At 49.9% G+C, this 24,098-nt stretch carries 36 protein-coding genes and 1 tRNA gene; 11 read left to right on the plus strand and 26 right to left on the minus strand.

Annotated elements, in window-relative coordinates; translation table 11 throughout:
* The first annotated feature begins 193 nt into the window (after window positions 1–193).
* Window positions 194–1,054, plus strand: coding sequence for an oxaloacetate decarboxylase (locus ABI361_01910; GenBank protein MEO9319406.1), 861 nt, complete (start codon window positions 194–196; stop codon window positions 1,052–1,054).
* Between the two features lie 22 nt (window positions 1,055–1,076).
* On the opposite strand, the gene ABI361_01915 is transcribed toward ABI361_01910, so the two are convergent.
* The gene (locus tag ABI361_01915) at window positions 1,077–2,498 is read right to left on the minus strand and encodes a hypothetical protein (protein MEO9319407.1); all 1,422 of its coding nucleotides are present in this window, start codon (window positions 2,496–2,498) and stop codon (window positions 1,077–1,079) included.
* 133 nt (window positions 2,499–2,631) lie between these two features.
* On the opposite strand from ABI361_01915, the gene ABI361_01920 reads away from it, so the two are divergent.
* A complete protein-coding gene (locus ABI361_01920) occupies window positions 2,632–2,814 on the plus strand; it encodes a hypothetical protein (GenBank protein MEO9319408.1) in 183 nt (60 codons plus the stop codon).
* 7 nt (window positions 2,815–2,821) lie between these two features.
* Here the strand turns inward: ABI361_01920 and ABI361_01925 are convergent, their stop codons facing one another.
* From ABI361_01925 to cobO, 4 genes are all read right to left on the minus strand, one after another.
* Window positions 2,822–3,310, minus strand: coding sequence for an acyl-CoA thioesterase (locus ABI361_01925; protein MEO9319409.1), 489 nt, complete (start codon window positions 3,308–3,310; stop codon window positions 2,822–2,824).
* A 23-nt stretch (window positions 3,311–3,333) separates the two neighbouring features.
* Window positions 3,334–4,311 carry an NAD(P)/FAD-dependent oxidoreductase gene (locus ABI361_01930; protein MEO9319410.1) on the minus strand — a complete coding sequence of 326 codons (978 nt, stop codon included), beginning with the start codon at window positions 4,309–4,311 and terminating at the stop codon, window positions 3,334–3,336.
* Between the two features lie 92 nt (window positions 4,312–4,403).
* Entirely contained in the window at window positions 4,404–4,577 is a 174-nt protein-coding gene (locus tag ABI361_01935; protein ID MEO9319411.1) for an RNA-protein complex protein Nop10, read from the minus strand.
* A 172-nt stretch (window positions 4,578–4,749) separates the two neighbouring features.
* The gene (cobO, locus tag ABI361_01940; GenBank protein MEO9319412.1) at window positions 4,750–5,292 is read right to left on the minus strand and encodes a cob(I)yrinic acid a,c-diamide adenosyltransferase; all 543 of its coding nucleotides are present in this window, start codon (window positions 5,290–5,292) and stop codon (window positions 4,750–4,752) included.
* Between the two features lie 82 nt (window positions 5,293–5,374).
* Between cobO and ABI361_01945 the strand changes: the two genes are divergently transcribed.
* Window positions 5,375–6,772, plus strand: a complete 1,398-nt coding sequence (locus tag ABI361_01945) for a cobyrinate a,c-diamide synthase (protein ID MEO9319413.1) — start codon at window positions 5,375–5,377, stop codon at window positions 6,770–6,772.
* A gap of 10 nt (window positions 6,773–6,782) precedes the next feature.
* Here the strand turns inward: ABI361_01945 and ABI361_01950 are convergent, their stop codons facing one another.
* The 6 genes from ABI361_01950 to ABI361_01975 form a co-directional block, all read right to left on the minus strand.
* Window positions 6,783–7,460 (minus strand): precorrin-8X methylmutase, encoded by a 678-nt coding sequence (locus tag ABI361_01950; protein MEO9319414.1) that lies wholly within the window; start codon window positions 7,458–7,460, stop codon window positions 6,783–6,785.
* Window positions 7,444–8,208, minus strand: coding sequence for a CbiX/SirB N-terminal domain-containing protein (locus ABI361_01955; protein MEO9319415.1), 765 nt, complete (start codon window positions 8,206–8,208; stop codon window positions 7,444–7,446). Before ABI361_01955 ends, ABI361_01950 begins: the two co-directional genes overlap by 17 nt.
* Window positions 8,209–8,257: 49 nt before the next feature.
* Window positions 8,258–9,262, minus strand: coding sequence for a cobalamin biosynthesis protein (locus ABI361_01960; GenBank protein ID MEO9319416.1), 1,005 nt, complete (start codon window positions 9,260–9,262; stop codon window positions 8,258–8,260).
* 140 nt (window positions 9,263–9,402) lie between these two features.
* The gene (locus tag ABI361_01965; protein ID MEO9319417.1) at window positions 9,403–10,566 is read right to left on the minus strand and encodes a cobalt-precorrin-5B (C(1))-methyltransferase; all 1,164 of its coding nucleotides are present in this window, start codon (window positions 10,564–10,566) and stop codon (window positions 9,403–9,405) included.
* Window positions 10,567–10,668: 102 nt separating this feature from the next.
* Window positions 10,669–11,823 (minus strand): methionine adenosyltransferase, encoded by a 1,155-nt coding sequence (gene metK / locus ABI361_01970; protein ID MEO9319418.1) that lies wholly within the window; start codon window positions 11,821–11,823, stop codon window positions 10,669–10,671.
* 25 nt (window positions 11,824–11,848) lie between these two features.
* Entirely contained in the window at window positions 11,849–12,097 is a 249-nt protein-coding gene (locus ABI361_01975; GenBank protein MEO9319419.1) for a U6 snRNA-associated Sm-like protein LSm6, read from the minus strand.
* Window positions 12,098–12,198: 101 nt separating this feature from the next.
* Between ABI361_01975 and ABI361_01980 the strand changes: the two genes are divergently transcribed.
* Window positions 12,199–12,879: a hypothetical protein gene (locus tag ABI361_01980; protein ID MEO9319420.1), complete on the plus strand. Its 681-nt coding sequence runs from the start codon at window positions 12,199–12,201 to the stop codon at window positions 12,877–12,879.
* Window positions 12,880–12,910: 31 nt separating this feature from the next.
* Window positions 12,911–14,086 carry a glycosyltransferase family 2 protein gene (locus tag ABI361_01985; protein MEO9319421.1) on the plus strand — a complete coding sequence of 392 codons (1,176 nt, stop codon included), beginning with the start codon at window positions 12,911–12,913 and terminating at the stop codon, window positions 14,084–14,086.
* A gap of 60 nt (window positions 14,087–14,146) precedes the next feature.
* Here ABI361_01985 and ABI361_01990 read toward each other — a convergent pair whose 3' ends face one another.
* Entirely contained in the window at window positions 14,147–15,133 is a 987-nt protein-coding gene (locus ABI361_01990) for a hypothetical protein (GenBank protein ID MEO9319422.1), read from the minus strand.
* A gap of 115 nt (window positions 15,134–15,248) precedes the next feature.
* Between ABI361_01990 and ABI361_01995 the strand changes: the two genes are divergently transcribed.
* Window positions 15,249–15,578 carry a dUTPase gene (locus ABI361_01995; GenBank protein ID MEO9319423.1) on the plus strand — a complete coding sequence of 110 codons (330 nt, stop codon included), beginning with the start codon at window positions 15,249–15,251 and terminating at the stop codon, window positions 15,576–15,578.
* On the opposite strand, the gene ABI361_02000 is transcribed toward ABI361_01995, so the two are convergent.
* Together ABI361_02000 and ABI361_02005 are read right to left on the minus strand one after the other, a co-directional pair.
* A complete protein-coding gene (locus ABI361_02000) occupies window positions 15,567–15,992 on the minus strand; it encodes a tetrahydromethanopterin S-methyltransferase subunit A (GenBank protein ID MEO9319424.1) in 426 nt (141 codons plus the stop codon). The two genes, ABI361_01995 and ABI361_02000, sit on opposite strands and share 12 nt — an antisense overlap.
* Window positions 15,993–16,057: 65 nt before the next feature.
* Entirely contained in the window at window positions 16,058–16,456 is a 399-nt protein-coding gene (locus tag ABI361_02005; protein ID MEO9319425.1) for a pyridoxamine 5'-phosphate oxidase family protein, read from the minus strand.
* A 77-nt stretch (window positions 16,457–16,533) separates the two neighbouring features.
* On the opposite strand from ABI361_02005, the gene ABI361_02010 reads away from it, so the two are divergent.
* Together ABI361_02010 and ABI361_02015 are read left to right on the plus strand one after the other, a co-directional pair.
* Window positions 16,534–16,674, plus strand: a complete 141-nt coding sequence (locus tag ABI361_02010) for a hypothetical protein (protein ID MEO9319426.1) — start codon at window positions 16,534–16,536, stop codon at window positions 16,672–16,674.
* A gap of 141 nt (window positions 16,675–16,815) precedes the next feature.
* Window positions 16,816–17,007: a hypothetical protein gene (locus ABI361_02015; GenBank protein MEO9319427.1), complete on the plus strand. Its 192-nt coding sequence runs from the start codon at window positions 16,816–16,818 to the stop codon at window positions 17,005–17,007.
* Here the strand turns inward: ABI361_02015 and ABI361_02020 are convergent.
* Window positions 17,004–17,603: a hypothetical protein gene (locus ABI361_02020; protein MEO9319428.1), complete on the minus strand. Its 600-nt coding sequence runs from the start codon at window positions 17,601–17,603 to the stop codon at window positions 17,004–17,006. The genes ABI361_02015 and ABI361_02020 overlap by 4 nt on opposite strands.
* A 695-nt stretch (window positions 17,604–18,298) precedes the next feature.
* On the opposite strand from ABI361_02020, the gene ABI361_02025 reads away from it, so the two are divergent.
* Window positions 18,299–18,517 carry a hypothetical protein gene (locus ABI361_02025; protein ID MEO9319429.1) on the plus strand — a complete coding sequence of 73 codons (219 nt, stop codon included), beginning with the start codon at window positions 18,299–18,301 and terminating at the stop codon, window positions 18,515–18,517.
* Window positions 18,518–18,897: 380 nt separating this feature from the next.
* On the opposite strand, the gene ABI361_02030 is transcribed toward ABI361_02025, so the two are convergent.
* The 4 genes from ABI361_02030 to ABI361_02045 are packed head-to-tail and all read right to left on the minus strand — an operon-like array spanning window position 18,898 to window position 20,095.
* On the minus strand, window positions 18,898–19,260 hold the full coding sequence (locus ABI361_02030; GenBank protein ID MEO9319430.1) for a hypothetical protein: 363 nt from the start codon (window positions 19,258–19,260) through the stop codon (window positions 18,898–18,900).
* Window positions 19,261–19,265: 5 nt separating this feature from the next.
* Window positions 19,266–19,736, minus strand: a complete 471-nt coding sequence (locus ABI361_02035) for a hypothetical protein (protein ID MEO9319431.1) — start codon at window positions 19,734–19,736, stop codon at window positions 19,266–19,268.
* Entirely contained in the window at window positions 19,733–19,885 is a 153-nt protein-coding gene (locus tag ABI361_02040; GenBank protein MEO9319432.1) for a hypothetical protein, read from the minus strand. The genes ABI361_02035 and ABI361_02040 overlap by 4 nt, the downstream gene beginning before the upstream one ends.
* Window positions 19,886–20,095 (minus strand): hypothetical protein, encoded by a 210-nt coding sequence (locus tag ABI361_02045; GenBank protein ID MEO9319433.1) that lies wholly within the window; start codon window positions 20,093–20,095, stop codon window positions 19,886–19,888.
* Between the two features lie 55 nt (window positions 20,096–20,150).
* Between ABI361_02045 and ABI361_02050 the strand changes: the two genes are divergently transcribed.
* Together ABI361_02050 and ABI361_02055 are read left to right on the plus strand one after the other, a co-directional pair.
* Complete coding sequence (locus ABI361_02050) at window positions 20,151–20,375, plus strand: DUF2080 family transposase-associated protein (protein MEO9319434.1); 225 nt, start codon at window positions 20,151–20,153, stop codon at window positions 20,373–20,375.
* Window positions 20,376–20,382: 7 nt separating this feature from the next.
* The gene (locus ABI361_02055; GenBank protein ID MEO9319435.1) at window positions 20,383–20,976 is read left to right on the plus strand and encodes a hypothetical protein; all 594 of its coding nucleotides are present in this window, start codon (window positions 20,383–20,385) and stop codon (window positions 20,974–20,976) included.
* Between the two features lie 68 nt (window positions 20,977–21,044).
* Here ABI361_02055 and ABI361_02060 read toward each other — a convergent pair.
* The 7 genes from ABI361_02060 to ABI361_02090 all read right to left on the minus strand — a co-directional run bounded on the left by ABI361_02060 (window position 21,045) and on the right by ABI361_02090 (window position 24,046).
* Window positions 21,045–21,151 (minus strand) — tRNA-Phe (locus ABI361_02060).
* A gap of 437 nt (window positions 21,152–21,588) precedes the next feature.
* Window positions 21,589–21,924 carry a hypothetical protein gene (locus tag ABI361_02065; GenBank protein ID MEO9319436.1) on the minus strand — a complete coding sequence of 112 codons (336 nt, stop codon included), beginning with the start codon at window positions 21,922–21,924 and terminating at the stop codon, window positions 21,589–21,591.
* 9 nt (window positions 21,925–21,933) lie between these two features.
* Complete coding sequence (locus ABI361_02070) at window positions 21,934–22,377, minus strand: hypothetical protein (protein ID MEO9319437.1); 444 nt, start codon at window positions 22,375–22,377, stop codon at window positions 21,934–21,936.
* Between the two features lie 8 nt (window positions 22,378–22,385).
* Window positions 22,386–22,844: a hypothetical protein gene (locus ABI361_02075; protein ID MEO9319438.1), complete on the minus strand. Its 459-nt coding sequence runs from the start codon at window positions 22,842–22,844 to the stop codon at window positions 22,386–22,388.
* Complete coding sequence (locus ABI361_02080; GenBank protein MEO9319439.1) at window positions 22,845–23,207, minus strand: hypothetical protein; 363 nt, start codon at window positions 23,205–23,207, stop codon at window positions 22,845–22,847.
* On the minus strand, window positions 23,204–23,425 hold the full coding sequence (locus ABI361_02085) for a hypothetical protein (protein ID MEO9319440.1): 222 nt from the start codon (window positions 23,423–23,425) through the stop codon (window positions 23,204–23,206). Before ABI361_02085 ends, ABI361_02080 begins: the two co-directional genes overlap by 4 nt.
* Window positions 23,426–23,428: 3 nt before the next feature.
* Entirely contained in the window at window positions 23,429–24,046 is a 618-nt protein-coding gene (locus tag ABI361_02090; GenBank protein MEO9319441.1) for a hypothetical protein, read from the minus strand.
* Between the last annotated feature and the right edge of the window lie 52 nt (window positions 24,047–24,098).

The following is a 24,098-nucleotide window of genomic DNA, read 5'->3' on the forward strand; positions in this document are numbered from 1 at the left end:
CAAGTATTCGGATGGAACATACGATTGGAAATCGGCGCAGCCCGCCGGCGAAGACGTGTCGCTGTAGGCCCAAAAAGTTGAAGCACTGGGGGTCCGCAGCCTGAAAGATGCAGGAAGACAATAATATCACGCCCTTTGATTTCACGCTGTCTTGAACAATAACCCGGAACGATTACGCCGTCTAAGACACCTCATTGAGGACAAGAATAGCATTTTGGTTCTGCCGGGGGTGTTTGACGCCCTCAGCGCCCGGATTGCCCAGTACTCGGGTTTTGATGCCATGTTCCAAACAGGATATGGCTCTTCCGCGGCTCTGCTGGGGATGCCAGACTTTGGCTTTCTAAATGCTGGAGAGACTCTTGAAAACGCCCGCCGAATAACAAGGGCCGTTGAAGTGCCGGTGATGGTGGACGCCGATACAGGGTACGGAAACCCTCTTACGGTGTGGCGGACGGTCAGAGACCTTGAAGACGCTGGAGCAGCCGGTATTTTCCTCGAGGATCAGGTTTGGCCAAAAAGGTGCGGCCACATGCTAGGAAAGGAAGTCATACCGAAGGAGGACTACCTATTTAAACTCCAAGCAGCACTGGACGCGAGACGTAGCAAGGACTTTCTGATAGTCGCACGGACAGATGCCCGTGCTCCGCTCGGCCTTGAGGAGGCTATCGAACGCGGCAAACAGTACAGAAAAGCTGGAGCGGACGTGATATTCGTCGAAGCCCCCCGGAGCGTCGAGGAGCTGAGGCAGGTTGCTCGAGAAATCGACGCCCCGCTGGTTGCGAACATGATTGAAGGCGGGGCTACTCCCATCCTCACTTCGGACCAGCTCCTTGAACTTGGCTACAGGATTGCGGTGTTTCCCCTATCGGCATTGTACGCTTCCATGTTTGCCATGAAGCAGGTTCTCTCAGAGCTGAGAAGAACGGGGACTACAAAGGAATCTCGTAAGGCAATGGTGACCTTTCAGGAGTTCAATGATTTTGTCAACCTTCAAAAATATATGGAATTGGAAAGGCAATACGGAGGAGACAAATCAGAAGGAGGTTCGCTGTAACCTGGGAGGCCATTGCACGCCTCTACTTGAACCGGACCAGAAAATCGTTTTGCCCGAAATTGAAAAAGTAGATTGGCACCTTATCACGGTAGGGCGTCAGACCGTCTAGCATGGAATCAACGTCGTTAAAGTATAGAAACGTCCTGTTTCCTTTTAAGGACATTTCCATAAAGCCCTTCAGGGTTTTATCGCCGACGATTATGGCGTTTGGCTCAGTCGAGCTGTTTATAGTATTTATCTCGGACAGCAGTGCGCCGTTTTTCTGAACATCTATTGTGCTGAATTGCATTGTTGTGGGAACGAACGACTGCACCTTCGTTCGTAGGAGTGCAAGCGAAGGAAAAGGATGTTCATACGGGAGGATAGAGTACCCGATTGCAAATACGAGAGATAATATCAGACAAGCTAGTGGTAGAGTAACTCTAGCCGATTTTAGGCGGACGCGCCGGGCAACATCAACAATACAATAGGAAGCTTGAATGGAGAGGAATATGCCTGAAAGGATAATCCACCTGTCCGCAGCAAGCTGGACGGCTGTGGGGAGAATTATCCAAGTGAGGGCTCCGGCCATTGAAACCAGTGTGCCTATCGTGATTACGGCGTTCCTCGACCTGTACATACCATAAATGGCAGGAGCCAGTAGTAGGCCGTCTATTTCAACAAAAGTCATTTTTAGGTTTTCGAAATTATACGGGCTTCCGCTTACTTGAGAGCCGCCGGAACTTACGCCAAGCTCGCCCACCAGATTTCCGTAAAGCGTTCCGTAGGAGCTCAGTGAAAGCAGTATAACTGTACCCGCAGCTACGCCAGCAGGAAAAACGAGTTTCCTTTCGCGCCGTACGATTAGCCATACAACGAGGGTCAAGGCAAAATAAGTGCCTATCATCCTATCGGAAGCCGAAGCAACAAGGCATAGCCCTATGGCACCTGCTCGCCAATTTTTAGAGCGTTCAGAGCGATACACGAAAGTGATTGCAAGAAACATTGCTGTAAGGGCCAGCATATCCCTGTGCAGGTCCCAGGTTGTCCTCAGTACTGCAAGCTGCAATGAAACAAAGATGGATACAACGATGGCTTCGCGATGCTTGAAGTGAAAGATTGTGCGGGCTAGCGAATACAACGAAACGGCAAACGCGCAGTAGACTGCGACTGCCATAGTGGATACTGTCTGTACAGCATTCCCTCCAATAGTGGAATAAATTCCTCTGAGAAGTATTGCATACAATGGGAATTGCGTCGCAACTGATTGCCAGTGCTGCTCAAAATGCTCAGTCACCGGGATGTAGTAGTTGACAACGTCATACCCCAACGGATACGGGCCGGCCCAGATTAGCGGGATGATTCGGATAATAACTGCGCATGCAATTACCAGAATAATTGACTGGATTTCTTTCCTTCTATGCGATGCATATTTTAGAAAGCGGTCAGCAGGCAGTTGCTGCAAACTAGACTGTATCAGTCAAATTCACATTAAAGTAGGTCAGCTAATCAATCAGTAACGTTCTACAATAAGATGTAATCTTCGCAAGAGGGATTTGCGCGCCGTTTAATATGTAGCAGATGGGAAAGTTGGTTGATTGGTCAGGCGAGCGCGCAAAGCGGATCCGCATGAAACTTCCGAGACTGCAGAGCTGTTAAAGCTTATACTCGAGGAATTGCGAAAGATTAACAAGAATCTGACTAGCGGCCAGAACAAATCTATCCAAGAAAGAGGCGCGCCTGAAATCGAGGACGACGATGAGCTGGATGGCTATGAGTAATTCGAAACTAGTTTCTTCCCGCTTCCTTTAGACGGGCCATCATTCGCTCTTCGCCTTCTTTGAAGGATTTCTTGTCCTGGTCATTTTCTAGCAGGAGATGTGGTACTTCGGTGGGTTTGCCATATTTGTCCAGGGCGACCATCGTTACAAAAGCCGTCCCAGTGTGCGTCCTAGTGCCGTCATCAAGGTCCTCCGATTCAATCATGACTTCAACTTCCATCGATGATCTGCGCACGTAGTTGAGTCTGGCGCGAAGGATAAGCGCGTTTCCTATAAAGACCGGTCTTAGAAAGGTGACTCTATCGATACTTGCGGTGACAGCGTTTGCGTGACCTGCGTGCCTTTTCGCTACAAGACCGGCGATTAGGTCGACATGCTTGAGGATAACGCCCCCAAAGACGTTGCCTTTTGGATTTGCATCTGATGGCAGCATCATGACCGTCATCTCGGCGGCAGATTCTGCGGGGCGCTTGCTTCTCTTGGTCTGCGCGTTCAAACGCCTGCTATCATTGGGCCTTGTTATAAAGCGTTTACGAGGCGCGTCATCTTATCAAAACTGACTTCAAAGCCAAATCGGCTTTCTTCCTTTTTCATATTCCGGTACATGCTCATCATCAAATTAAGGTGTTTGACCGTGCTCAGCTTGCCTTCCATCTTCAGTCGAACTATTCTGTACACATCGTCATAATAGGCGAATCGCTTTAGGACTTTTTCGGTGTAGAGTTCGGAATCAAAGGGATGTCCCTTGTCAAGCACTTCCAGAAACAAATCGCAGCATATCAGCGAGGGAATAATCCCCTCACCCAGCATCGGGAATACGCATCCTATGGACTCTCCGACTCCGATAATGTTGCCGTCAGTAAACGGCTTCATCCGTTTGGGCGGCGCCAACCTTATGGGGCGCCCAATCTTTCGTGCCATCTTGGCTTCAGGATGCTTCACAAAGAATTCGTCCACGCCCTCATAACGTCTGTCGACATCCCCCGCTCCCATGAATCCCCTTCCATTTCCTAGCGGAAAGTACCAAAAGTAGCCCCTCGCGCCACGGTAGCCAATGACGTAAAAATCGTCCTCGCCTTCCACATTTTCAACAAGATACTCGTATGCGGGAATAAGGAAATCCTCTTTGGACTTTGGAAGGAGGCTTCGATGGAGGCCCGTGCAGTCAATGACATAGTCAAAAGAGTCCATGGGAAATGAGCCTCTGGCGACCTTCTGGCCATATTTTACAGGGATATCTTTCAAAAGAGCCCGCTCCCAAGCGTTCTTGTCGTACGTGACAAGTCCTTTAAGATCCAGGTTTTCTTTCTTGTCGTCTGGGAGATCCATTCTGAGGTTCAGTCCGACATGCAGGATAAACTCTTCAAATTCAAGCCCGGCGTTCGATGAGAACCTTTCCAGCATGTGCCTTGATGCCCCCCATGCGCATACCGGCCAATGGTTTTCCTGTTTTGAGGATTCGAATAATTCAATGTCGTGGCCCCTCCTCACCAGCATGTTGGCAAGATAACTTCCTACTACGCCTGCCCCTGCTAGTGCGAAGCGCGTTATCCTAAACCTCCTGTAACAAATCCTCGACTGCTTGCCATTTAATCCTTGTCAGCAGGCTCTGCGTACCGTTCTTGTATCCTGTATCTCACGTACTTGTCATCAGGAGAGTAACGGGCCGGGTGTGGGTCAACAGTATGACCGCCGCATTTTGGGCAAGTTAATTTCAATGTATAAGTTAGGCAAGCTTCGCACCTGCGGATTAAGTGTTTCATGGTTTCAATCCAGGTGTCCTATTAAACGGGTGTTCCAAGATTGCCGCGCGCAGTCTGCAAAAAGAGAAGTCGCCAGATTGCATGAGAACCGAATGTAGAAAATCCGAGAGGTAATTTAAGGATGATAATCCGCTTTCATACGACTCGGGCTTCTGGCAGTGTATGCGCAAGCTCAAAAGTCAATGCCCTTCTTTGCCTTTATCCCCACTTGATAGGGATGTTTAACCTCCTTCATTTCGGTAACGAGGTCCGCCATCCCGATTATTTTGTCGGTTGCATAGTTTCCAGTCAGAACAACGCTGGTTTTTTCCGGTTTCGCGCTGAGGATATCAATAATGTCCTGTTCTGTGATAAGTTGAAGCTTGGCGGCATAGTTTATCTCGTCGAGAATCATCACGTCAAACTCGCCAGAAGCCAGTTTGTCCTTCGCAAGCGCAATTGCCTGTTTTGCTGCCTTCTGATGGTCCTCGATGTGGTGATCATCGTCAATAATGCCTACAAATCCCTTACCGGCAGCTATCAAGTCAAACTCTGGCTCAAGCCTCTTGGAACTTGTCAGTTCACCATAATACCACTCACCTTTGATAAACTGTATCATCCCGACCCTAAGCCCATGTCCAACAGCGCGCAATGCTAATCCCAAAGCGGCTGTGGTCTTGCCCTTTCCTTTCCCGGTGTAGACGATTATCAAGCCGCGGTCATGGGGTTGTGGCATCTTTACTGCATAAATTTCGCGCAGCATAAAAATGAATCTGAAAGCTTAAAATCCAGTCCAATGTTGAGCTTTCATTCAGTAATTGGGCCTGTCGAAGGGAGTAATAGTTGCCGGCGTGAGCAGCGGCGTCGGCAAGACTACCGTCTCACTCGCCATTATGCAGGGACTTCGCGTAAGAGGCTTTGCAGTGCAGCCCTTCAAGGTGGGTCCGGATTTTATTGACCCGAGCTACCACGAGCTCGCGTGTGGCAGACCGTCCCGAAACCTGGACCCGTGGCTTATGGGAAAACGAGGGTTGGTCGATTGCTACCTTGGCAATTCGCGCGACGCTGATATTTCTGTCGTTGAAGGAGTAATGGGGCTCTACGACGGAATGTCGGGTGCAAATGACTATGCGAGCACGGCATACACGGCGAAATTGCTCGGCCTACCCGTCATATTGGTGATAGACGCCTCCAAATCCGCCCGATCGGTAGCTGCTGTAGCCCTTGGATTTATCCGCCTGGACAGGAGGGTAAAGATCGCCGGACTGGTAATAAACAACGTCGCGGGACCGCGGCACGCCGGCTTTGTAATCGAAGCCATCCGCTCCACTGTCAAACTCCCGATTTTTGGAATCATTTCCAGGTTCTCTTCAGAGCAGAAAGTCCTCACGCAGCGTCACCTTGGCCTGATACCAGTGCGGGAATTAAGACGAAAGCACAAGCAAAGACTCAGATTAATCGCTCGAGCTGTCGGTGACCAAATTGATTATGACGCCATTGTAAAGCATTCGTCAGAACCTTCAAAATCGCTTAACGGCCCGGTCTCGGATGCAGGCGGTATCGTGAATACAGCTTCGAAGACTAAGGTCGTGGTCGCCCTGGACGAATCCTTTAACTTCTATTACCAGGACAATCTAGAAGCGCTTCGGAAACAAGGTGCGGAACTCGAGTTTTTTAGTCCCGTAAATGACAAAATGATTCCAGCGGGCTGCCATGGACTTGTCCTAGGCGGCGGTTTTCCCGAGGTGCTGGCTGACAGGCTGCAGGAAAACAAGGCGATGAGAGAATCTATCCGAAAATACATCCAAGACGGAATGCCCGTTTACGCGGAATGTGGTGGTTTGATGTATTTAAGCAGGTCAATCTCGGGTTACGATGGAAGCCGGCGACACTTGAGGATGGTCGGGGCCGTAGACGCCGATACCGTCATGAAGGGACGCTTGACTCTCGGATACACTTCCGGGGAATGCATTGAAGGGATGTTTGCAGGCATCGATCTTCGAGGCCATGAATTTCATTACTCGGCAATTGAAAACGTCAGTTCAGATTCAAGACTGGTTTATAAATTGAAAAAAGGGGTGGGAGTCCGCGATAATATGGATGGTTTTTCGGTCAATGAGTTTGGAATCGCCTCGTACACCCATGTCCATTTTCGCGGCGCCCCCAAGATTGCCGTCAGATTCGTTCAAGCCTGCAAGCAATATTCAAAAAAGTGACCGAAAGCCCTCAATGTTGGGCGGATTTGTAAAGGAGCATCAGTGCGTTTATCACCGACGCAGCCGCAGCGCTGCCGCCCTTTCTACCGCGGTTTGTAATGCACGACATGCTCGTTGCGGCCAACGCCTCTTTCGACTCTGCTGCAGAGACAAAGCCAACGGGCAGCCCAACGACAAGCAGTGGTCGCATTTGCTTTTCTACGGCGAGTTTGATAACTTCAAGGAGAGCGGTAGGAGCATTACCAATCGCGATGATTCCCACCGGGCCAGCTTGGGATGCGATTTGCATCGCTGCTTCAGACCGAGTCATCTGTTTCTTTGAAGACAGCGTGGCTGCACGGGGGTCCGAAATGTAACAGCCGGCCTTGAGACCCAGGTCGCCTAGCGACTTCTTGTTTATTGCCGCTAGGACCATCTCGACATCGGTGATAATCGGCAGGTGGTTTCGAAAAGCGTCAAACGCCGCGCTGATGGGACTGTTTTGAAACAGCATCCTGCACGAGCCGCAGTAGTCAAAATCTGCTGTCGAGTGGATTACCCTCTTTACGACGGTCCACTCAGGTTCGCCATATCCGTGGTTGCCCGCTTCGGAATCAATAATTTCAAAGCTCTTCTTTTCAATGTCAAAGGCACGCTGCGTCATTGAGCGACTGGCAGCCGAGCCAATACTGTCATTTCTTGAAGACATTCGCCCGGGCCTCCGCTTCTGATGACCGTTCGATTACAAGATTCACGACCTTCTCGTCAACGCCCAACGGGCCTGTAATAATGTGCTTAACGTGGTACTTTGACATGGCTCCGTCCAGATCCTTTAGGATGTCTGATTTTACGTGAGCGCCCCGATGGAGGAAGTATGGCATGACAATGAGAAGCTGCGGGGCTGATTCTGTTGCGAGCCTTACTCCTTGTTCGATATTTGGATGGTCAAGCTCCAGGAAGCAAGGAGTCACCTTCCTATAATGGCGCGAGATTCTCCGAGCAGCAAACAAGAACGCCTCTCTGGCGGAGGGGTCGCTGCTCCCATGGCCTATCAGAAGAACGTCGCACTGCTTGTCTGGCAATCCGATTCCATGGGTTGACTTAGACTCGGTTATTCGCTGGACTGCCAAATCTATCAGCGATGTATGATAACTGAGGGGCTTTGTGATTACCATTGATAGCCCTTGAGCATGCATAAGTGTCGCGCAGCTTTTGACTGCATCCTTGAGTTTCTTCCCTGGATACAGGAAGTAAGGCACCACGGTCAAGAGGTCGCAGCCTTGACGTAAACACTTGGCTATTGCTTCCTGAATATACGGCGGCCTGACTTCTAAAAAGCAAAAGGTGGAAAAATCGTAATTCCCCACGGCCTTTGCTCGATTGCATATTTCTTGGAGCTCGAGTGGTACTTCGGGCTCCCTGCTCCCCCGGTCCACGACAAGCAATGCTCGTTGCATTTTCGCTATCCTAAGAGGCTGATTTTAGCAATCATTAAACCTATTGCTCTCACTTTGTTTCCCCAAAAGCAAATCGCGAAACAGCGACTGTCAAGTTTGGGGGAAACTTTTGCTTTTGCACGATCAGCGAGCCGGATTGTGAGCCCAGGATTGACGCAGCCTCAGATACGCTTGCAGTTGACTCGAACTTGCGGACGACTTCAGAGGGGTTAGGAACCTCGACTGAATTAAGGGACTCCTTCGAGAAATAATTTACCGGCAAATTCCATAGTTTTCCGAATTCCTCCAGCCCCTTGACCTTGGCCCCCCTGTCGGCTGTGCAGATGGTTCGTATGCATTTTACCGAAAGGTTTTCTCTTTCGAAAACTTGCCGGATTCCTGCCTCTATGGTATCTGCTCCGGTGTCCCAGTGCAGGCCTACTCCAACCACAAGGCTTTTTGGCCGATAGATCACCGCCTTGTTGAGAATCCGAGAGTCCTTGAAGATTCTGTCGGAAATGACAAGTGCTCCCTTGAATTCTCCCGCGACTGCGTCCTCAAGCGAGTTTACCAGCGTAACGTTTTTCGGCAGTTTGGATGTCCACCAGGTCTTCTCGCCCGCCTCTTGATATACTGCGATACTTTCTTCGTTGACCATCAGGGCGCTTGTGGAGGTAACGTTTGCAAAATCCTCAATGGTCCAGCCAAATTGCCTGCCGACCAGGTCGACAGGAATGGTCTCGTTGACGTCCGCTGCCGTAGTTATCACGGGGGAAGCGTCCAGTATTGCGCCGATGGTTCGAGCAAGAGCATTGGCACCCCCAAGATGGCCCGAAAGGGCGCTGATGACGTACGTTGCCTTGTCGTCTATCACAAGTACTGCAGGATCTGTCTTTTTGTCCCGCAATACCGGGGCAATAAGGCGTATGACAGCGCCGAGTGAAAATATACACACCATAGATTCGCATGTTTTGAAGAGCTCTTCGACTACCTTGGCTGTTTGATCGGAGAACCAAAGAATGTCTCCGCCGCCGTCGGAGAGCTTTGCAGGAGCATGGATCTGTGCATCCGCCATTGAGTTTTTGATCCTCCTCGCGATTTCTATTCCATGCTTTGTTATTGCAATGACCGCAATCCCCGGCACTGTAGCCGGTTTTTTTTCGGCAAATAAGAATGAATTGCTCGGGGCTCAATTGCAGCGGGACTTGGAGAACTTTACAGAGAAGGGTATCTTCCGAGCAACTGCCCGTCAAACTCAAACATCACAATTCTGAGTTCCAAGTTTGATTCTGCATAAGCCGACATTTCATCATGGACCTTCCTGCAAATTTCGTTAAAGAATCCAGACAACCCCGACCGAAGCACTATCTCTGAGACGTGCCTTGCAGTGTTTGCAGACCTGATCTCACTAATTGTCTGTGCGGTTGCTCCGCAACTAGCCGCTAATTCCGCGAGAAACCCCATGTCAACATGTGATCCGGCCACGTGTGTCTGCTTGACACCTTTGGCCATCTTGGAGAGTTTGCCCACAAATGCTGCAATGGTGGCCCTGCTCAACTCTTTCTTGGCACACTGCTTGACAGCATATCCGGTAAAGTCTCCGACTTGGATGAAGCAATGGTCCGGGAGGGAAGTAAAAATGGCTTTTGCAAAGTCCTCGCTTCTCCCCCCTGTAGTCAGGACGACCTCATCTGCCCCCATTGCAATAGCAACATCAAGGCTCTGCCGGATAGAAGCTGCAAATGACGCGGTCGAGTAAGGTAGAACTATGCCTGTAGTACCGAGGATCGATATGCCTCCAAGTATCCCTAGTCTTGGATTATCGGTTTTAGCAGCGATTCGTTCGCCTTCCGGCACGCTTATGATCACGCTGATTCCCCTTTCCCGAAGAATCAGAGATGCTAACTCCTCGACGACGCCCCGTATCATCTGGGTCGGAACGGGGTTTATTGCAGGACCACCAATCTGAAGTCCAAGGCCGGGTTTTGTGACGCGCCCAACACCCCTTCCGCCCTCGAGAACAATCTTGCCCGCCTGATCATGGTATGAGACCGTTGAGCATATTTCAGCCCCGTTTGTAACATCCGGATCATCTCCTCCGTCCTTGGTTACAGCAGATGTGACCACCCCTTGGCTGATTTTTGACGTGTCAGTCCACTTTATTTGCAGCCTTGCGATCTTGCCTTTTGGCAGCGTAACCTCGACGCTCGCAACTGGAGCAGAGCCTAATAATGGCAAGAGCGCCGCCTTGGTAGCTGCAGCCGCACTAGCTCCGGTAGTATAACCTGTTCTGAGCCGACCCTCCTGCTTCTTTTGCCGAATCTCGGACGGCAAATCTTGTTCCTTTTCAGCAAGGTCGATATCGTCGTCTGAACTCAAGGACATCCTATCTACCCCGGGATCTGGAAGGAGTAAACAGAAACTGGTCCCTAGATCCTATCGTAGTTTGAATCTTATCAGACACTGATAAAACGTGCCCTATCACACTTCCAAGTGCGAAGTGAGAAGTGCTACCTTGTCTGTTTTCTCCCACGGAAACCCGTCCTTTCTTCCAAAGTGTCCATATACAGAAGTCTTACGATAAATCGGCCTCTTGAGATCTAGCGACTGAATTATGCCTGCCGGACGCATGTCAAACACCTTCCGAGCTCGCCCCTCAATCTCCTCTTCAGGGATCCTGCCAGTTCCAAACGTTTCAACCATGACAGACACTGGTTCAGCTACACCGATGGCATAGGCGAGTTGTATCTCACACTTGTCCGCCAGTCCGGCTGAGACTATATTCTTGGCCACATACCGTGCCATGTAACATGCTGACCTGTCAACCTTCGACGGATCTTTTCCGGAAAACGCCCCTCCGCCGTGCCGTCCCATTCCGCCATAAGTGTCGGCAATAATTTTTCTGCCAGTTAGGCCAGTGTCTCCGGGAGGGCCGCCTATTACGAATCGGCCTGTAGGGTTAACGAGGAATTTGGTCTTGTCGTCGATCCACGAGCCGCAAGTTGGCTTTATAACATTCTCGATAACTGATTCCCTGATCTGAGGCAGGCTGATGTCCGGCGAGTGCTGCGTAGAGACAACAACCGTGTCAATTCGTTTTGGAACGCCGTCTTCGTATACCACAGTCACCTGGGACTTGCCATCCGGCCGGACCCAATCGAGCTCTTTCTTCTTGCGAACGCTTGCGAGTTTCATGGACAGCTGGTGCGCCATCGTTATTGGAAGAGGCATCAACTCGGGTGTTTCCCGCGTCGCGTAGCCAAACATCAATCCCTGATCACCTGCGCCCTGGTCCTTACCGCCTTGCGGCGTCACGCCGATCGAGATATCCGGCGACTGCTCGTGCAATGCAATCAAGACGGCGCACGAGTCGCAGTCAAACCCTAGTTCCGGCCGATCATAACCAATTTGTCTGATAGTATCGCGGACTATTTCTTGAGCGTCTACGCGCGCCTTTGAGGTGACCTCGCCAGCCACAAATACGATTCCCGTCGTCGTCATTGTCTCGACAGCAACGCGCGAATCCGGGTCCTGTCTCAGGAACTCGTCCAAGATTGCGTCGGAGACCTGGTCGCAAACCTTGTCTGGATGACCTTCAGTTACACTTTCGGATGTAAATAACCATCTTCTTACCATTGTGAAACCCCGTCACCGGACATCGTCAGAGTTCTTTTTCCAACTTGATAAAAAGGACGTTGTTCCCTCTAATAACGACCTTGCCGTAGTTTGCGATAACGTCTGCCCCGTCAAATTCTTCGGCATCAGTCAAAATCAGGTTCATATAAGAATCAACATTGTTCATTCGGCCCTTGTATTCTATTTCGCTCTTCAGCCTGACAGCAACTTTTCTATTGATCGCACGCTGCAAAGTTGACAATGGTCTTTTTGGCTGCTGTGCGGATGATGACAAGCTAGATAACCACTTTGCAATTGGAGACTATGCGGCTCGCATAAAAAGGTTGCCTTGAGCAAATCCAAACTCATAATTGCGCGTCAATTTTGACGACATGCATGAAGATCTCCACAGGCTCGAGTGATTTTGATAGACTCCTTGGTGGAGGTGTTGCCGAGGGAATTCTGTACGATATTTACGGAGAGGCAGGGTCAGGCAAGACCCAGCTCTGCTTCAGTCTGTGCGCAAATTGTGCAAGGGCGGGGGATGACATTTTCTTTATTGACACGTCGGGCACATTCAGGCCTGAGAGGATAGTAGAAGTCGCCGGCTCGGAGAATGTACTTGGAAGAATCAAGTACCAGCGCGTTTTTTCAACTGCCGAGCAATACTCTGCTCTGTCCAAGGCATATGAAATTTCACCCCGACTGATTATCGTTGACTCCACCACGTCTTTGTTCTCGGCCGAATTCACGGGATTTATGCGCCACTTGAAGTTGGCCGAATACCTGCACAATCTTGCAAGCGCAGCTGTTACCTGCAGATGGTCGGTAGTGGCTACCAACATGATAAGAGCGTCCCTGCCGCAAGCAAACGATGCTGCGCTACCTGAGCCGACTCGGGTAGTTGGACAGCGGGAATTTCTTACAAGAACCGTCTCCACTTTTGCTCACGTAAAGATAGGCCTCAAAGTCCTGGATCCTTCTGGCGGCGGAAGGGAAGCGCGAATGACACAGCCTGAACGCCGCAAGTGCGTTTTTGTCGTGACTAACAAAGGCATCGTAGATCTTCAGAACTAATTAATAGTAGCATTATGGTTTGATTAACTGGTTGGAGGCTCCACTTCGAGGGGAACTGCTAAAGCGCGACACGCTTCCCCTTTCCATCATTGTTCCAACGTATAATGAATCCGAGAATATCTCATTGCTTCTTGATTCCATTTTAGAATCCGTGCCCGCCCACCTTCTTGGCGAAATCATCATCGTCGACGACAATTCCCCGGATGGGACAGGGGATATCGCGGACGAATATGCATCTAGGCATATCGGTTCGCGGATGGCGGTGCGGGTAATAAGGCGCCCCGGAAAGTTGGGCCTGAGCTCGGCGATTTTGGAAGGATTTAGGAACGCATTGGGGCGAATTATTCTGGTGATGGATTCCGACATGTCTCACCCGCCGCAGACAATCCCTTCGCTCCTGCGCGAGTTTCAGAATCACGACTGCGACATAGTTGTGGCCTCAAGGTACCTGAAGGGTGGTTCCGTAATCGGCTGGCCCTTCAAGCGCAGGCTGCTCAGCAAAGGGGCGACTAAGATTGCCAAGTACGGGCTCGGAATCAGGATAACCGATCCAATGTCAGGATTTTTCGCCTTCAGGCGAGACGTCATTCAGGACATTACTTTCGATCCTATCGGGTACAAGATGCTACTCGAGATGATTGTAAAAGCCAAAACTGCCAGAATTAAAGAGGTTCCCTATATCTTTCGCAACCGGACGATCGGTTCCAGCAAATTAGAGTTCTCGGTAATCATAGACTATATGAGATCTGTCTGGTCTCTCTACAGGTACGGAAAGGGAAAGTCTCACGAGAGCAGGACGTCTGTCAACTTTCTGTCCAAGGCGGGAAGATTCTACACTGTCGGCGCATCGGGGCTGCTGGTCAATTATGTCGTCTCGTTGCTATTTCAGAATTTACTCCCTGAAATATGGTTTCTTCATGCTACCATAGTCGGCATCCTATTTTCGGTTGGCACGAATTTTGTCCTCAACAAACTCTGGACATTCGAGGACAGGGATTTCCGGAGGAAAAGGACTGCGATCCAGTTCGGCCTGTTTGCCGGTTTTAGTTCAGTAGGCGCGGTTCTTCAGCTGTCCCTGGTTTACGCGCTCGTCCAGGTTTACCATGTCGCATATGCCCCATCGCTCATAGTCGCGGTAGCCGCTGCCTCGGTTGGCAACTTCTTGCTTAACAAGAAGTGGACTTTCAGAGAAAAGATTTGGAGCTAAGTTTTGCTCACAATCCGGCCCCTGCCTGCCGGGGGGCCATAGCAAGCTAGATGCGCGGACTCAATTAGCCCTTCTTTTGCGGGGCTCCATGAGCCCCATCAGCTGGTAGCCATACTCAAGATTATGCTTGACGTGATTGATTCCATGCGTGCCGTGGGGCAGAAATTTGTTGTCCAGGATATTTTCAATATACATGTGAACTTTGCGGATTGAGTTCGAGGCATGCTGGAGTTGGTTGTCACTCAACGATTTTCCAAGATCCTTTTCCGCCTCTTTCTTGAAAACTGTGGGGTTTGAAATTTTGCTGTACTTTTGCAGGCGTGAGAAATTTGCCGACAGGTCGGAAATTTTTCGTACATCCGCCTGCTGGAGGCGAGAAAGAGATCTTTCAACATCTTTTTTCGATCTTCCAGTAATTTGAGCAAGGCTATCGACTAGGTCCTCAGCATATACAGGGAGAGCATCGCTTTTTGGGATTTCGACTTTAGCGGGAGCGGAGTATGCTGCCTCGGGGTTCTCGGTTATCGCGGTGTTCTTGCGTGCCTGGTAGTATCTTTCCAGCCCGTACACACCAACCGAAACGCCCCGGGTGTCTACGCCCCTGTCCAATGCCGAGATTGCATCGACGATAATTCGAGGATAGTGAATTTTGCGCGACTCGTCTTCTTTCGCGTAATTCTCCATAATGTCAACATAAATCTGAAATGTGGAGTCGCTAACGGCTTTTGGACCTACGCGCTTCGGGTCGATGCCGCTCGCCGCGACCGTTAGAAAATCGCAAACTTGTGATTGCGAAAAGACAGCCTGCTCTACAGCGCATGCGTCGGCGATTGCTTTGAGCGCCGTGGTGCGCTTGCCAAAGGTGTTCACCGTAGCAGTAGGCACGCTGCTTACAAACTCGACCGCCTTCTTTCTTACTGACTCGTCTTCAATTTTTAGCAAGTCCAAACAACTTGTGAGCACGTTTCCGAGAGAGCTAGAATCGGTTGCCTGCGACGCGGCAGGAGTCTGCTCGACTGTCCGTCGGCCGGAACCGGAAGAGACCATCCGGAAAAGTTAACAAGCCATCATGCCTTAAAGCTTTCGCAAAGCCGACTATTAGTCCCGAATGTCAAAATATCTTGGCAAAACGATTGAATAACTGGTTTCCGACACAAGCCTCGTGGACTCCCTTGAAAAGATATTTGCCATGCAGAAATTGCTAACGCAGAACATGGACCTCAGCAGGTACCCGCTTTCCGTCGAGGGAAGGGTCTCCGCCCTTTCGACCGCGATAATCCATGAAGCGGTAGAACTGCAGAGGCTCACAAATTGGAAGTGGTGGAAAAAGTCTTCTGAGTTTGACGAAAAGTCAGCCAGAGAGGAGCTTATCGACATCTGGCACTTTGTGATTCAGGCCTCGATCGAACTAGGGATGGATGCGTCGGCAGTGGTCGAGGAATATGAAAAAAAGAACAAAGTCAACCACAAAAGACAGCAGTCAGGGTACTGAGCGAGCAATCGTTTCGTAGTCGACTTCGCCTATCAGGTCTACCAATTCAATCCGCTCTACGATCTCTTTGACTTCAGAGCGTTCCATGCTCAGGACCGGTCTGTGACCTTCAGCGCCTATTATTCTGCCGTCCTTGTCTATTCCATTCTGGAACAGTGATACGAGCGCCTGACCGGGCATGTGTCCTTGCACTTCACGACCGCAAACAATCAGGGTGCGAAGATCCCGCTGGGCCTGGGCTGAGCGCAGCATTTGGTCGATTCCGGCATTTTCGGAGAGCAGCCTCCCTGCAATACAAATTCTATCCATCAGGGCCGAGCGAGATATTTGCCTCAATAGATCCATGCTCCCCAGCGTGCAAATAGCGATCTCTGACCCTTTTCCGACATAGAGCGTCTCTCTTACTGGTAGCACCAGTCGGCAAATCTCCCCGGCAATATCCTCGAATCTTTCCCTACTGGCAAAATGAGACAGCTATCTCAAATCCCCCAGCTGATCTTGTTTGTAGCCAGGATCTGGACAAAGGGTGCTTCGCCCTCTCCCCAAGGCTCGCGCCTGACCCATTCAAACCGTGACTCAAAGATTTTGTAAAGCAACCTGAACTTATCTCCCTTCTCGATAAGGAACGCGCTTCCCTGGATGCACACGGCTTTATTAGAAACCGACGAATACTCGTCGACTACCGCAGATATCCTGTTGTTCCCTTTCAGGTTCGAGAATTTTCGCGTTTCATAGTCAGTCGCAAAACAAATGCAGTCGTCATAAAAAATGTACGAGACAGGAACAACATGAGGGATGTTATCGTGGCAGGTTGCAACTCTACATGCTTCGTGGCTTTGGAGGAACCGCCTCTCCGCGTCTGTGTAGGCGACCTTCATATGCCCTCTTAGGCGTCCGCCGTATTTATGTTCCAAGCTGTAGCGCTGTTAAATAGAATGTTAGCGTAGTGTTGGTAATGGCAGCGTCAACCACCAAAGCTGACACGACGCGCGTGACGTGCAAGACATGTTCCATGACGTTTCTTACCCAAGCCGAGCTTGAGAAGCACAACAAGCTGGAACATGTCGAACACAAGATTCCCGCGGGAGTATCTTAAACTCGACTCCCTGTTTTTTTGGCTTCGCGCCATGTCGTAAGTCTGATAAGAAAGACTCCCGCAGCGATTAGCGAGAGCGATATCGCAAGGAACCCTGGTTTAACTATGGGTTGGAGGGATTCTGGCGCTGTCGAATAGAACTTGCAATTACCTCCATTCCCGGGTTCGCACTTTTGGACAACTGGAAAGACAAGAAGAACCAACGTGAAGGTAACGAACGCGGCCACTCCGCAGACAGAAATGACTGCTCCGATCCGCGTCATGGAAATGAGGCTGCTAGTTCGGGCAGGCATTGTCATAGCACCCCGCCCGGTCGGTGCGGATTCATGCTAAATGGCATCGGGATCGATGGTTGCAAATTTGAACTGGCTGTCCTTTCGGGTCCGGTGGAACTGGCTGTCGAAATAAATGAACGGCAAGTCTTTGAACAGGTGCTTGTCCCACAGCTCATGGACGTTCCCAAAGTAGTCAGTCTTGGTCCTGCCTTTTAGTCTTAGGAGATGGTGGGCAAGTACGTGTGAAATGCGCGGGCAATTATCAGAGGCAAACAACTCCCTTCTCGCGAAATCCTCCACCTCTTTACCGTCTTGTGTACGTTTCCAGTAAGCCTGTGCGAAACCCTCGCCGTAATACCCTTCTGTCTTGCAATCGGTCCATAGTGGCTTGAAGTAGGTCAAGTAAAAGTGAAAGACCGAAGGGTCCCTGCCCTTATGGTCCCGGGCAAGATATGCAATTCCAACCCTGTCGAATAACTTGCCAGGGATTACAGGAAGGATATCGGCGCTAAAATCCAAGTCCAAGTCAAAGAACCTGTTGGACCACCACTTGAAAAATCGAACCATTGAGGAGACGTACTCCCAATCTTCCGACTCTAGTTTTTGCCATTGGTCATTCTTTGCTACATAGATTACGAAGAGTTTCTTTTGCACTATGAGATACACTCAGCTTCTGTACCGCTCAGTTCTCCGGATTTCGCTTCATGCTCGCGTCAGGGGCAAAATGACCGCATGAGCACTCTCCTTCGCCGTGAATCTCGTTGCTCATCCACCCTCCGGCCGGTGAAGTGCGGGGATGACGGACGCTCAAATGCTTCTGGAGGCCATACTCGGAATCGAAAGAATCGCCACAAATTTCACACTGGCGAATCGTTCTAAAGTGCTTCAATAAAGTAAATTCGCCCCATACTCGATAAAAATCTTGTCTGAAGCGTCCCTAAACATGTTTCGTCAATTTCTTGACATTTCAGGCCGAGAGATAGTATGTATATCAGAACCTGCAGCTGGTACCCGCTGGCAAACAACAGGAAAGTGATTTTGTTTGCAGGGATTGCCCTTGTGTCTGCAGGAGTAATACTAGTCATTCTGATGTATTTTTTGTACTACTTGCCGGCCGCCAGAGTTCTGTTATCTGACCGCCTAGCGGCAGACACCAGCCCGTTTCCGCCTGCTATAACGCATTCCTGGTCCATTCTAGAATCACGGCTAACGATAAGTTCTTAATTTTAGACCTAGTTGTAAACCTAAACCAACTAAATGAGAGAGGCTGTTTGCCTGCTCAAGCCTTTTATCTCACCGTCAGAGTTTAGCTGCTAGTGCGTATTCCCTACCAGGTGCGGCAGGCGTCATTGGTAAACGTAGCACGCGAAGGCAAGGACTTTAGAGGTATATGCTTTCATTGTGGCAGCCGAGCGACCAAGGAGCTGCTATTCAAAGAAGAGCACTGCACCGTAATTGAGAGGTACTGCGACCCTTGCTCCGAGAAGGCTGCACGCGGCGAAGCGTTCTTTTTCATAAGGACGCTAGACACGGAGCCCGGAGACTATGCGCGCTTTGCGACTTTGTGACGGACTCCCTCCCCCTTAGGTGCTCTATAGCTTAAGACCGCCCGCGGGCCGCTTGTAAATATGGAGCACGTTCATTCGTTCTTGCGAAAGCCGTCTGAAACTTATCGTTCATGTACGGAGTGTAACAAGAGAACGGCTCACGTCTGCATTAAGTGCGGCTATTGCTATTCATGTCATTGGAAAGTTGAAAGAAGGTTTAGGCAGCTGCGTTTGGCTGAGGCGTAACCTTTGGCCTTGCATTCCTGAGCTGCTGGCCGCAGCAAGGGCACCTGTTAGATTCAGGCAGCCAGAAACACTCGCACCTTGAGCAGTAGGCAAAGCCGCGGCTGTAAGTGCCGCCGCGGATGCCTTGCCTTGAGCAGAGGTTACTGCAGACCATTTCAAACCCTGAAATGAAAGTTAGCCTCGCCAAAGCTGCGCTGCGTATGCCTGCATGCAGGATGTACAAGCCATGATCCTGTGAAAGGGCCGTTGCTGTACTGTACCAAGGTGCCTTCCTCGCCAAAGCATACGATGCACCTTCTCAGGCTCGGCCTGTTCTTTGGCGGCCAGTCCAGTTTTGCGCGGGCCTGCTTGTACGGCTCGTCCTGCGGAGATAGTGCAATGTCAAGGTCAGAGTCCAGGGAAGAGAGGACGGCGCTTGTGACATAAGCCTGAATGTCTTCATTCTGGTGCCTGGCAATGTCCTGCAAGACTTCGTACTGGCCTTCCGTCAGGTGCAACTCGATAGGAATGCGCTTCATTCAGACTAACCCCTCCCAAAGAGGTTCGACTTGTGCTCTTTCATTTCCTGCCTTATCCGCTCCAGCCGCGCTTCGCTGAGTGAATTTCCCCGGTCGATCAGCCGAAACATCAGCCTGCCAAAGATAGCGGGGTCGTTGATTGCCAGCTCGAAGTAGTGGTTCAGCGCCTCTTCGACTACTCCATTGATGCTCTGATAATTAGAGTATCGTACAAGGTTTTCAAGTTCATTGAACAGCCCTCTTGAAACGTGGACTGTGGCCTCAAATCCGATTGTATCGTCGTACTCGTTTTGTTCAGGATACCCCATCTTTTCAGCGTCGTTTTCAGAGTTGAGCAATAGATGGTGCGAACGCAGGAGAGCGCTGCCATCCTTCATTGATTCCTTTTCGTACTTGGCGAGCTTGAGGGCTCGCAGCTGCTGGTAACGTGAGCCGCTATCACGCTCTTCTGGCTTTTTCTGCTCGGTCCTGGTCAAGCTGCAACGCCTCCCCTTGGAGTGTAAACGTCCGTCCATCCGCAATTACTGCATTCTAACAGGCCGCTTCCGTCACTCTCGCACCTTCTGCCGCAGGTCCTGCAAAAGAAATCCTGCTCATCGGTTGACCAGTACGCCGGCGATGGCATTCAGAGCTCAACTCCGTATTTGCTCAGCAGTTCGGGATCCATGCCTGCATCGGTGAACGTCTCGGTCCTGATGCAGACCGCGTTGGCCGTAAAGTCCACCCAGACTATTTCGCATTTCTTTTGAACAAACTGACCTGATAGGAAGGTTTCAAGCTCTGCCGCGCTGCTGAATTGTCGGATGCTCGTACTGCTTTTGACAAAGGTTGTCATTTGCATGTATATGTAATGTATATGGCATGTTGATAAAGCCGACTTGTCAAACCTTATGAGCAAATCTTATATCTATGTCATATACATGCTATCTACATCTTATGAAGGCGAGCTTAAATTGAAGGACCAGCTCACGAGCCGTATGCCCCGAAGGATGGAGTTACCGCCGGTTAAAGAAATCACTACCACGGTTAGTAAGAGCGGTACTGGAGCTCATGTCTTTGTTCCAAAAGAATGGCTTGACAAGAAGGTCAAAGTAACTCTAATTGAAGACGAGTAGAAAGTCAATGAGCTCCAAAACTCTTGATCCGGTCTCACACCGACCAAGACTAGATACACTCCAAAGATTCGCTAATGGTTACTTCAGTCGAAATCCTCCGAAGGTTCAATGGTGCAAGCTTGAGAAAGGCGTGTTAGGTCAGGCAGACTTCCCTGCAAATACCATTAGAATTTCACCAAATATAACAGCCGCAGATAGGGGCTGCATTGTCGGGTATGAGATACCATACATAGCAAAGAAACAGTTCAGGTTTAAGCCCTGCGAGTCGTATTTTCTCACGTTACTGCACGAAATTGCTCACTTTAAAATCACAAAGCGTCGAAAAATAAAGCCGCCGCAGGAATGGAAGCGACTGAAGCGCCAGATAATAAGAGAGTGGCCTGCCAATCGACAAATGCAATCCTATGTCGCACAAGATTTTATGACTCAAAAGAAAGGCGAAACCGAAGAAGAATATCTAGGTCGTTTATGGGAATTTCAATGCTACCTCATGACCGGAGATTCTATCAAGGACCATGGTGCTGTTGAGGAATGGGCAAGAACTGAGTTTGAAAGGCGTCGTAAGGAAATAGCTGGTTTGATTGCTAAGTCGTCAAGATAACAAGGGGCGATTGAATGACTGAGCGCGAAGACCATATCGAATACTGCCGCTCATTTGCCGGAGATTAGTGCCGCCGGTAAGATTTGAACTTACGACAGCTCGGTCTTCAGCTTCACTCCTTCCTTCTCTTTGTTTAAGAAAGGTCGAGTGCTCTCCCGGGCTGAGCTACAGCGGCTTGTCTATGAATGAACGAATACCATAAAATGATTAGCTCACTCGCGCTTGGAATACGCTCAATCATATTCCCTTCTGCGGCGCGGTTGATAGTGTACCATTGATACGAGCTTCTAAAAGAACACACATTCAAGGCCGTGTTTTGAATCAGAAGGCTATGTAAATTTCTGCTTTGGGCCTATCGGTATTCTTGAAATTGCTTCCTTCTTGCACTGAGGACATGCTTCAAACCTATAAGGTGAGCCACCCAGCAGGGAAACCGTCCAGAAACAATCCTCACAAATAAGAAATTCGGTTTGGCGGTTTTGTGTAATGTTTTGTGGGAAAAATTCTAGCCCAACGGACGACATCTTTTGTGCTTCGAAGACCATCTATTAAAGAGAGCTGATGATGTGTTCGCGTATTGGCTCCTGTATGATGATTCTAGAAGTAAATACTTTAACTCGCTTGCATCTTCTCAATGACCTTCAATAGACCAGCACACCGGCCGATTTCCTTCCTCAGTCCAGCCATGTCCGACGCGCCAAGCTGCTGGCTTATTGCCTTTACCTCAAGAACCAGATCAACGTGATAATGCGCAAGCGCAGCCTTGACTATCGGGTCTTTGAATGTCTCCGGATTGTCCAGCCTTGACATGATTGCCACAGTCTGAACGCGCATTTCTGCCAGGTCCTGCTTTAGCGCAGCGCTTCCCGGCTGTTCAAGCATACGGCCTATCTTCGAAATGCGATGCTCTAGTGCTATCTTGATTATTTGCAGATGTTCTGTATCCATGCAATCCACCTATGACGGGTTGGTTCCTACGACAAACTGCATGGTACAGCGGAAGGTTATAGGGGCGTCTGACGTCATGACCGGCGTGATTTTTCCAATCAGACCGTTCTTTACAAACGTCTTGCCGCCGCCAAAGTCAAAAGTGAATGTGTAGTTGTCTCGAACGTCGATAGACTCTAGCGTGCTGAATAGATAGAGAAATTGGTCGATTGCGGTACTGACCGGGGAGCCTGTACCGGTGACGACACTGGATGCCTCGTCCTGAATGTTGTAAGTGAGGGTGATGTTCATTGTGGCGCCAAGTATCTTGATTAGTATCGCCTTGTCCTCGTTATCCTGAATGCTCGCAACCACGTCAGCCGGAGTGTTGAGGTCGACGGTCAGGTCGTAAAAGTTTCTGATTGTGTAAACTGTAGAGCCGCTGTTCTTGTCTATGGTAATGCTGTTTGCCATCTAATCACCTAGTGAGGCACGTCACCAACGGCCAGCTGTATTGTACATCTGAAAGTTATCGGCGCGTCGGATGTCATGACAGGAGTAATCCTCGCTATCTTGCCGTTCTTTGAAAATGGCGTCCCGTCTCCAAAATCAAACGTAAATGTATAGTTGTCAAAGATGTCCGTCGCTTCAAGGTAGCCGAACAGATAGCGGAATTGCTCTGTCGCTGTCTTGACTGTACCACCAGCGCCAGAGACTACGCTGTTTGTTTCATCATGTATAATGTAATTGAAAGTGATGGTCATGGTAGGGCCGATTGTACTGATAACGGTGGCCTGGTCCTCGGTGCTCTGCAGCACGTCAATTACCTCTGCGGGCGTGTTTAGATCGACTGTCAGGTCAGTGAAATTATTGATGGTGTAAGTGGTGTTTCTGCTAGGGTTGGATGCGTTGGTTTTTGCTATTGTGAGATTGTTAGCCATCTAGGCAATCTCCTTCAATGCGTCAGCTGCAGCCTTTTCGCGCTCCCTTCGCTCCACGTGGTCGCGGTAAACATATGCAAGTATGCCCGAAGTATTGCCAGAGTTTGCCCCGTCTGTCATCCAGGTGTACCTGTCGTCTTTGAAAAAGCTCAGCCTGTCCAGCTCGTCATAAAGCAAATCGTCCTGGTATCTTTCAAGGTCGATTTCGTTTCTATCTGCAAACTCGGTAATTGCCTTGACGTAGGGCCAGTATTCGAGAGGATAGCAGTAGCCGCCGAGCTGTGACTGTGCTATCTCGTCGCGGTTGACAAACCTTGGCAGCTTGAAGAACCTGCTCTGAGTCGTCGCTGTGCGGTTAATCATTTTCTGCTTGCCCTCAATACCGCCTTTCGAGCCTGCGGATCCACAAGGCCTAGGTGCTGCGCCATCAAGGAAGCAAGTGCGGCAGACCTGTCACCAGTAGGATAGCGCCTGCACCATTCCTCCCAGATGTAAAGCGGAATCGCATAATTGCAAGAGATGGCACGCATCCCGTTCTCAAGTGTAGGCATCCTGTCTTCTTTTACTGCCAAGGCTGACACTATCTAGGACCTCGGTATGTCGTGGAAGACTGCCTGCTGCTGTGGTACGAGTACGTCTCTTGTCTGCGCTGCTACCGTGGCAGCTCTTAGCTCCAGAGCCCGGTGCATCTCTATCAAGGCGTCAAACTTGGCAGATTCAAGTTCTGCAAGCGTGATTGGATACTTGCGCTGCTGCGCGTCGTCTACGATATAGAAATTCGGCCTCTTTATCAGATTCTTTTTCAGTCTGGCGATGTTTTCCTTGGTGTAAGGAATAGTGTATTTCGTGGTAAAGCCGTCCAGTTCGGGGACCAGTCGGTCATTGCTTGGATCTGAGTCGACCCGGTGCGGCATCATGCTGATGTTCGGAACTTTCTCGATGCCTACCTCAGAGGTTGTACACTCGATCTTTTTGTTATAGCGCGTCTTTGACTTTAGAATCGCGTGGTAATACAGAAACTCGTTGTTATCGTCGTCTCTGACTCGATAAACGCTAGAGATTTCTTCCTTTATCGGCTGCTGCTCGTGCTTTGCCAGCCGCTGGAACCTCTCATAGTTCTCTGTCTCTACTGAACCCTGATAGTCTTCGTAGCTCAGGTTTGCCTCTTTGTACATCTTGCGGATGTATTCCGGTACTATCATTAACTAGGCGAAAAATTGATTCTCAATCTTTTAAGGCCTTGTTGCCGTCTTG

It is taken from the genome of Nitrososphaera sp., from assembly GCA_039938515.1.
GTDB lineage: Archaea > Thermoproteota > Nitrososphaeria > Nitrososphaerales > Nitrososphaeraceae > Nitrososphaera.

Coding starts and splice junctions, on each gene's coding strand:
- ABI361_02030 (MEO9319430.1), bottom strand. CDS start 19,260: ATGAAGCGCATTCCTATCGAGTTGCACCTGACGGAAGGCCAGTACGAA.
- ABI361_01955 (MEO9319415.1), bottom strand. CDS start 8,208: ATGCAACGAGCATTGCTTGTCGTGGACCGGGGGAGCAGGGAGCCCGAA.
- ABI361_02070 (MEO9319437.1), bottom strand. CDS start 22,377: ATGGCAAACAGCATTACCATAGACAAGAACAGCGGCTCTACAGTTTAC.
- ABI361_01935 (MEO9319411.1), bottom strand. CDS start 4,577: ATGAAACACTTAATCCGCAGGTGCGAAGCTTGCCTAACTTATACATTG.
- ABI361_01930 (MEO9319410.1), bottom strand. CDS start 4,311: ATGCTGGTGAGGAGGGGCCACGACATTGAATTATTCGAATCCTCAAAA.
- ABI361_01960 (MEO9319416.1), bottom strand. CDS start 9,262: ATGGCGGATGCACAGATCCATGCTCCTGCAAAGCTCTCCGACGGCGGC.
- ABI361_02010 (MEO9319426.1), top strand. CDS start 16,534: ATGGCAGCGTCAACCACCAAAGCTGACACGACGCGCGTGACGTGCAAG.
- ABI361_01950 (MEO9319414.1), bottom strand. CDS start 7,460: ATGTCTTCAAGAAATGACAGTATTGGCTCGGCTGCCAGTCGCTCAATG.
- ABI361_02045 (MEO9319433.1), bottom strand. CDS start 20,095: ATGACAACCTTTGTCAAAAGCAGTACGAGCATCCGACAATTCAGCAGC.
- ABI361_02040 (MEO9319432.1), bottom strand. CDS start 19,885: ATGCCATCGCCGGCGTACTGGTCAACCGATGAGCAGGATTTCTTTTGC.
- ABI361_02080 (MEO9319439.1), bottom strand. CDS start 23,207: ATGATTAACCGCACAGCGACGACTCAGAGCAGGTTCTTCAAGCTGCCA.
- metK (MEO9319418.1), bottom strand. CDS start 11,823: ATGGTAAGAAGATGGTTATTTACATCCGAAAGTGTAACTGAAGGTCAT.
- cobO (MEO9319412.1), bottom strand. CDS start 5,292: ATGCCACAACCCCATGACCGCGGCTTGATAATCGTCTACACCGGGAAA.
- ABI361_01990 (MEO9319422.1), bottom strand. CDS start 15,133: ATGGTCTCTTCCGGTTCCGGCCGACGGACAGTCGAGCAGACTCCTGCC.
- ABI361_02050 (MEO9319434.1), top strand. CDS start 20,151: ATGAGCAAATCTTATATCTATGTCATATACATGCTATCTACATCTTAT.
- ABI361_02065 (MEO9319436.1), bottom strand. CDS start 21,924: ATGGATACAGAACATCTGCAAATAATCAAGATAGCACTAGAGCATCGC.
- ABI361_02075 (MEO9319438.1), bottom strand. CDS start 22,844: ATGGCTAACAATCTCACAATAGCAAAAACCAACGCATCCAACCCTAGC.
- ABI361_01980 (MEO9319420.1), top strand. CDS start 12,199: ATGAAGATCTCCACAGGCTCGAGTGATTTTGATAGACTCCTTGGTGGA.
- ABI361_02005 (MEO9319425.1), bottom strand. CDS start 16,456: ATGAAGGTCGCCTACACAGACGCGGAGAGGCGGTTCCTCCAAAGCCAC.
- ABI361_02055 (MEO9319435.1), top strand. CDS start 20,383: ATGAGCTCCAAAACTCTTGATCCGGTCTCACACCGACCAAGACTAGAT.
- ABI361_02090 (MEO9319441.1), bottom strand. CDS start 24,046: ATGATAGTACCGGAATACATCCGCAAGATGTACAAAGAGGCAAACCTG.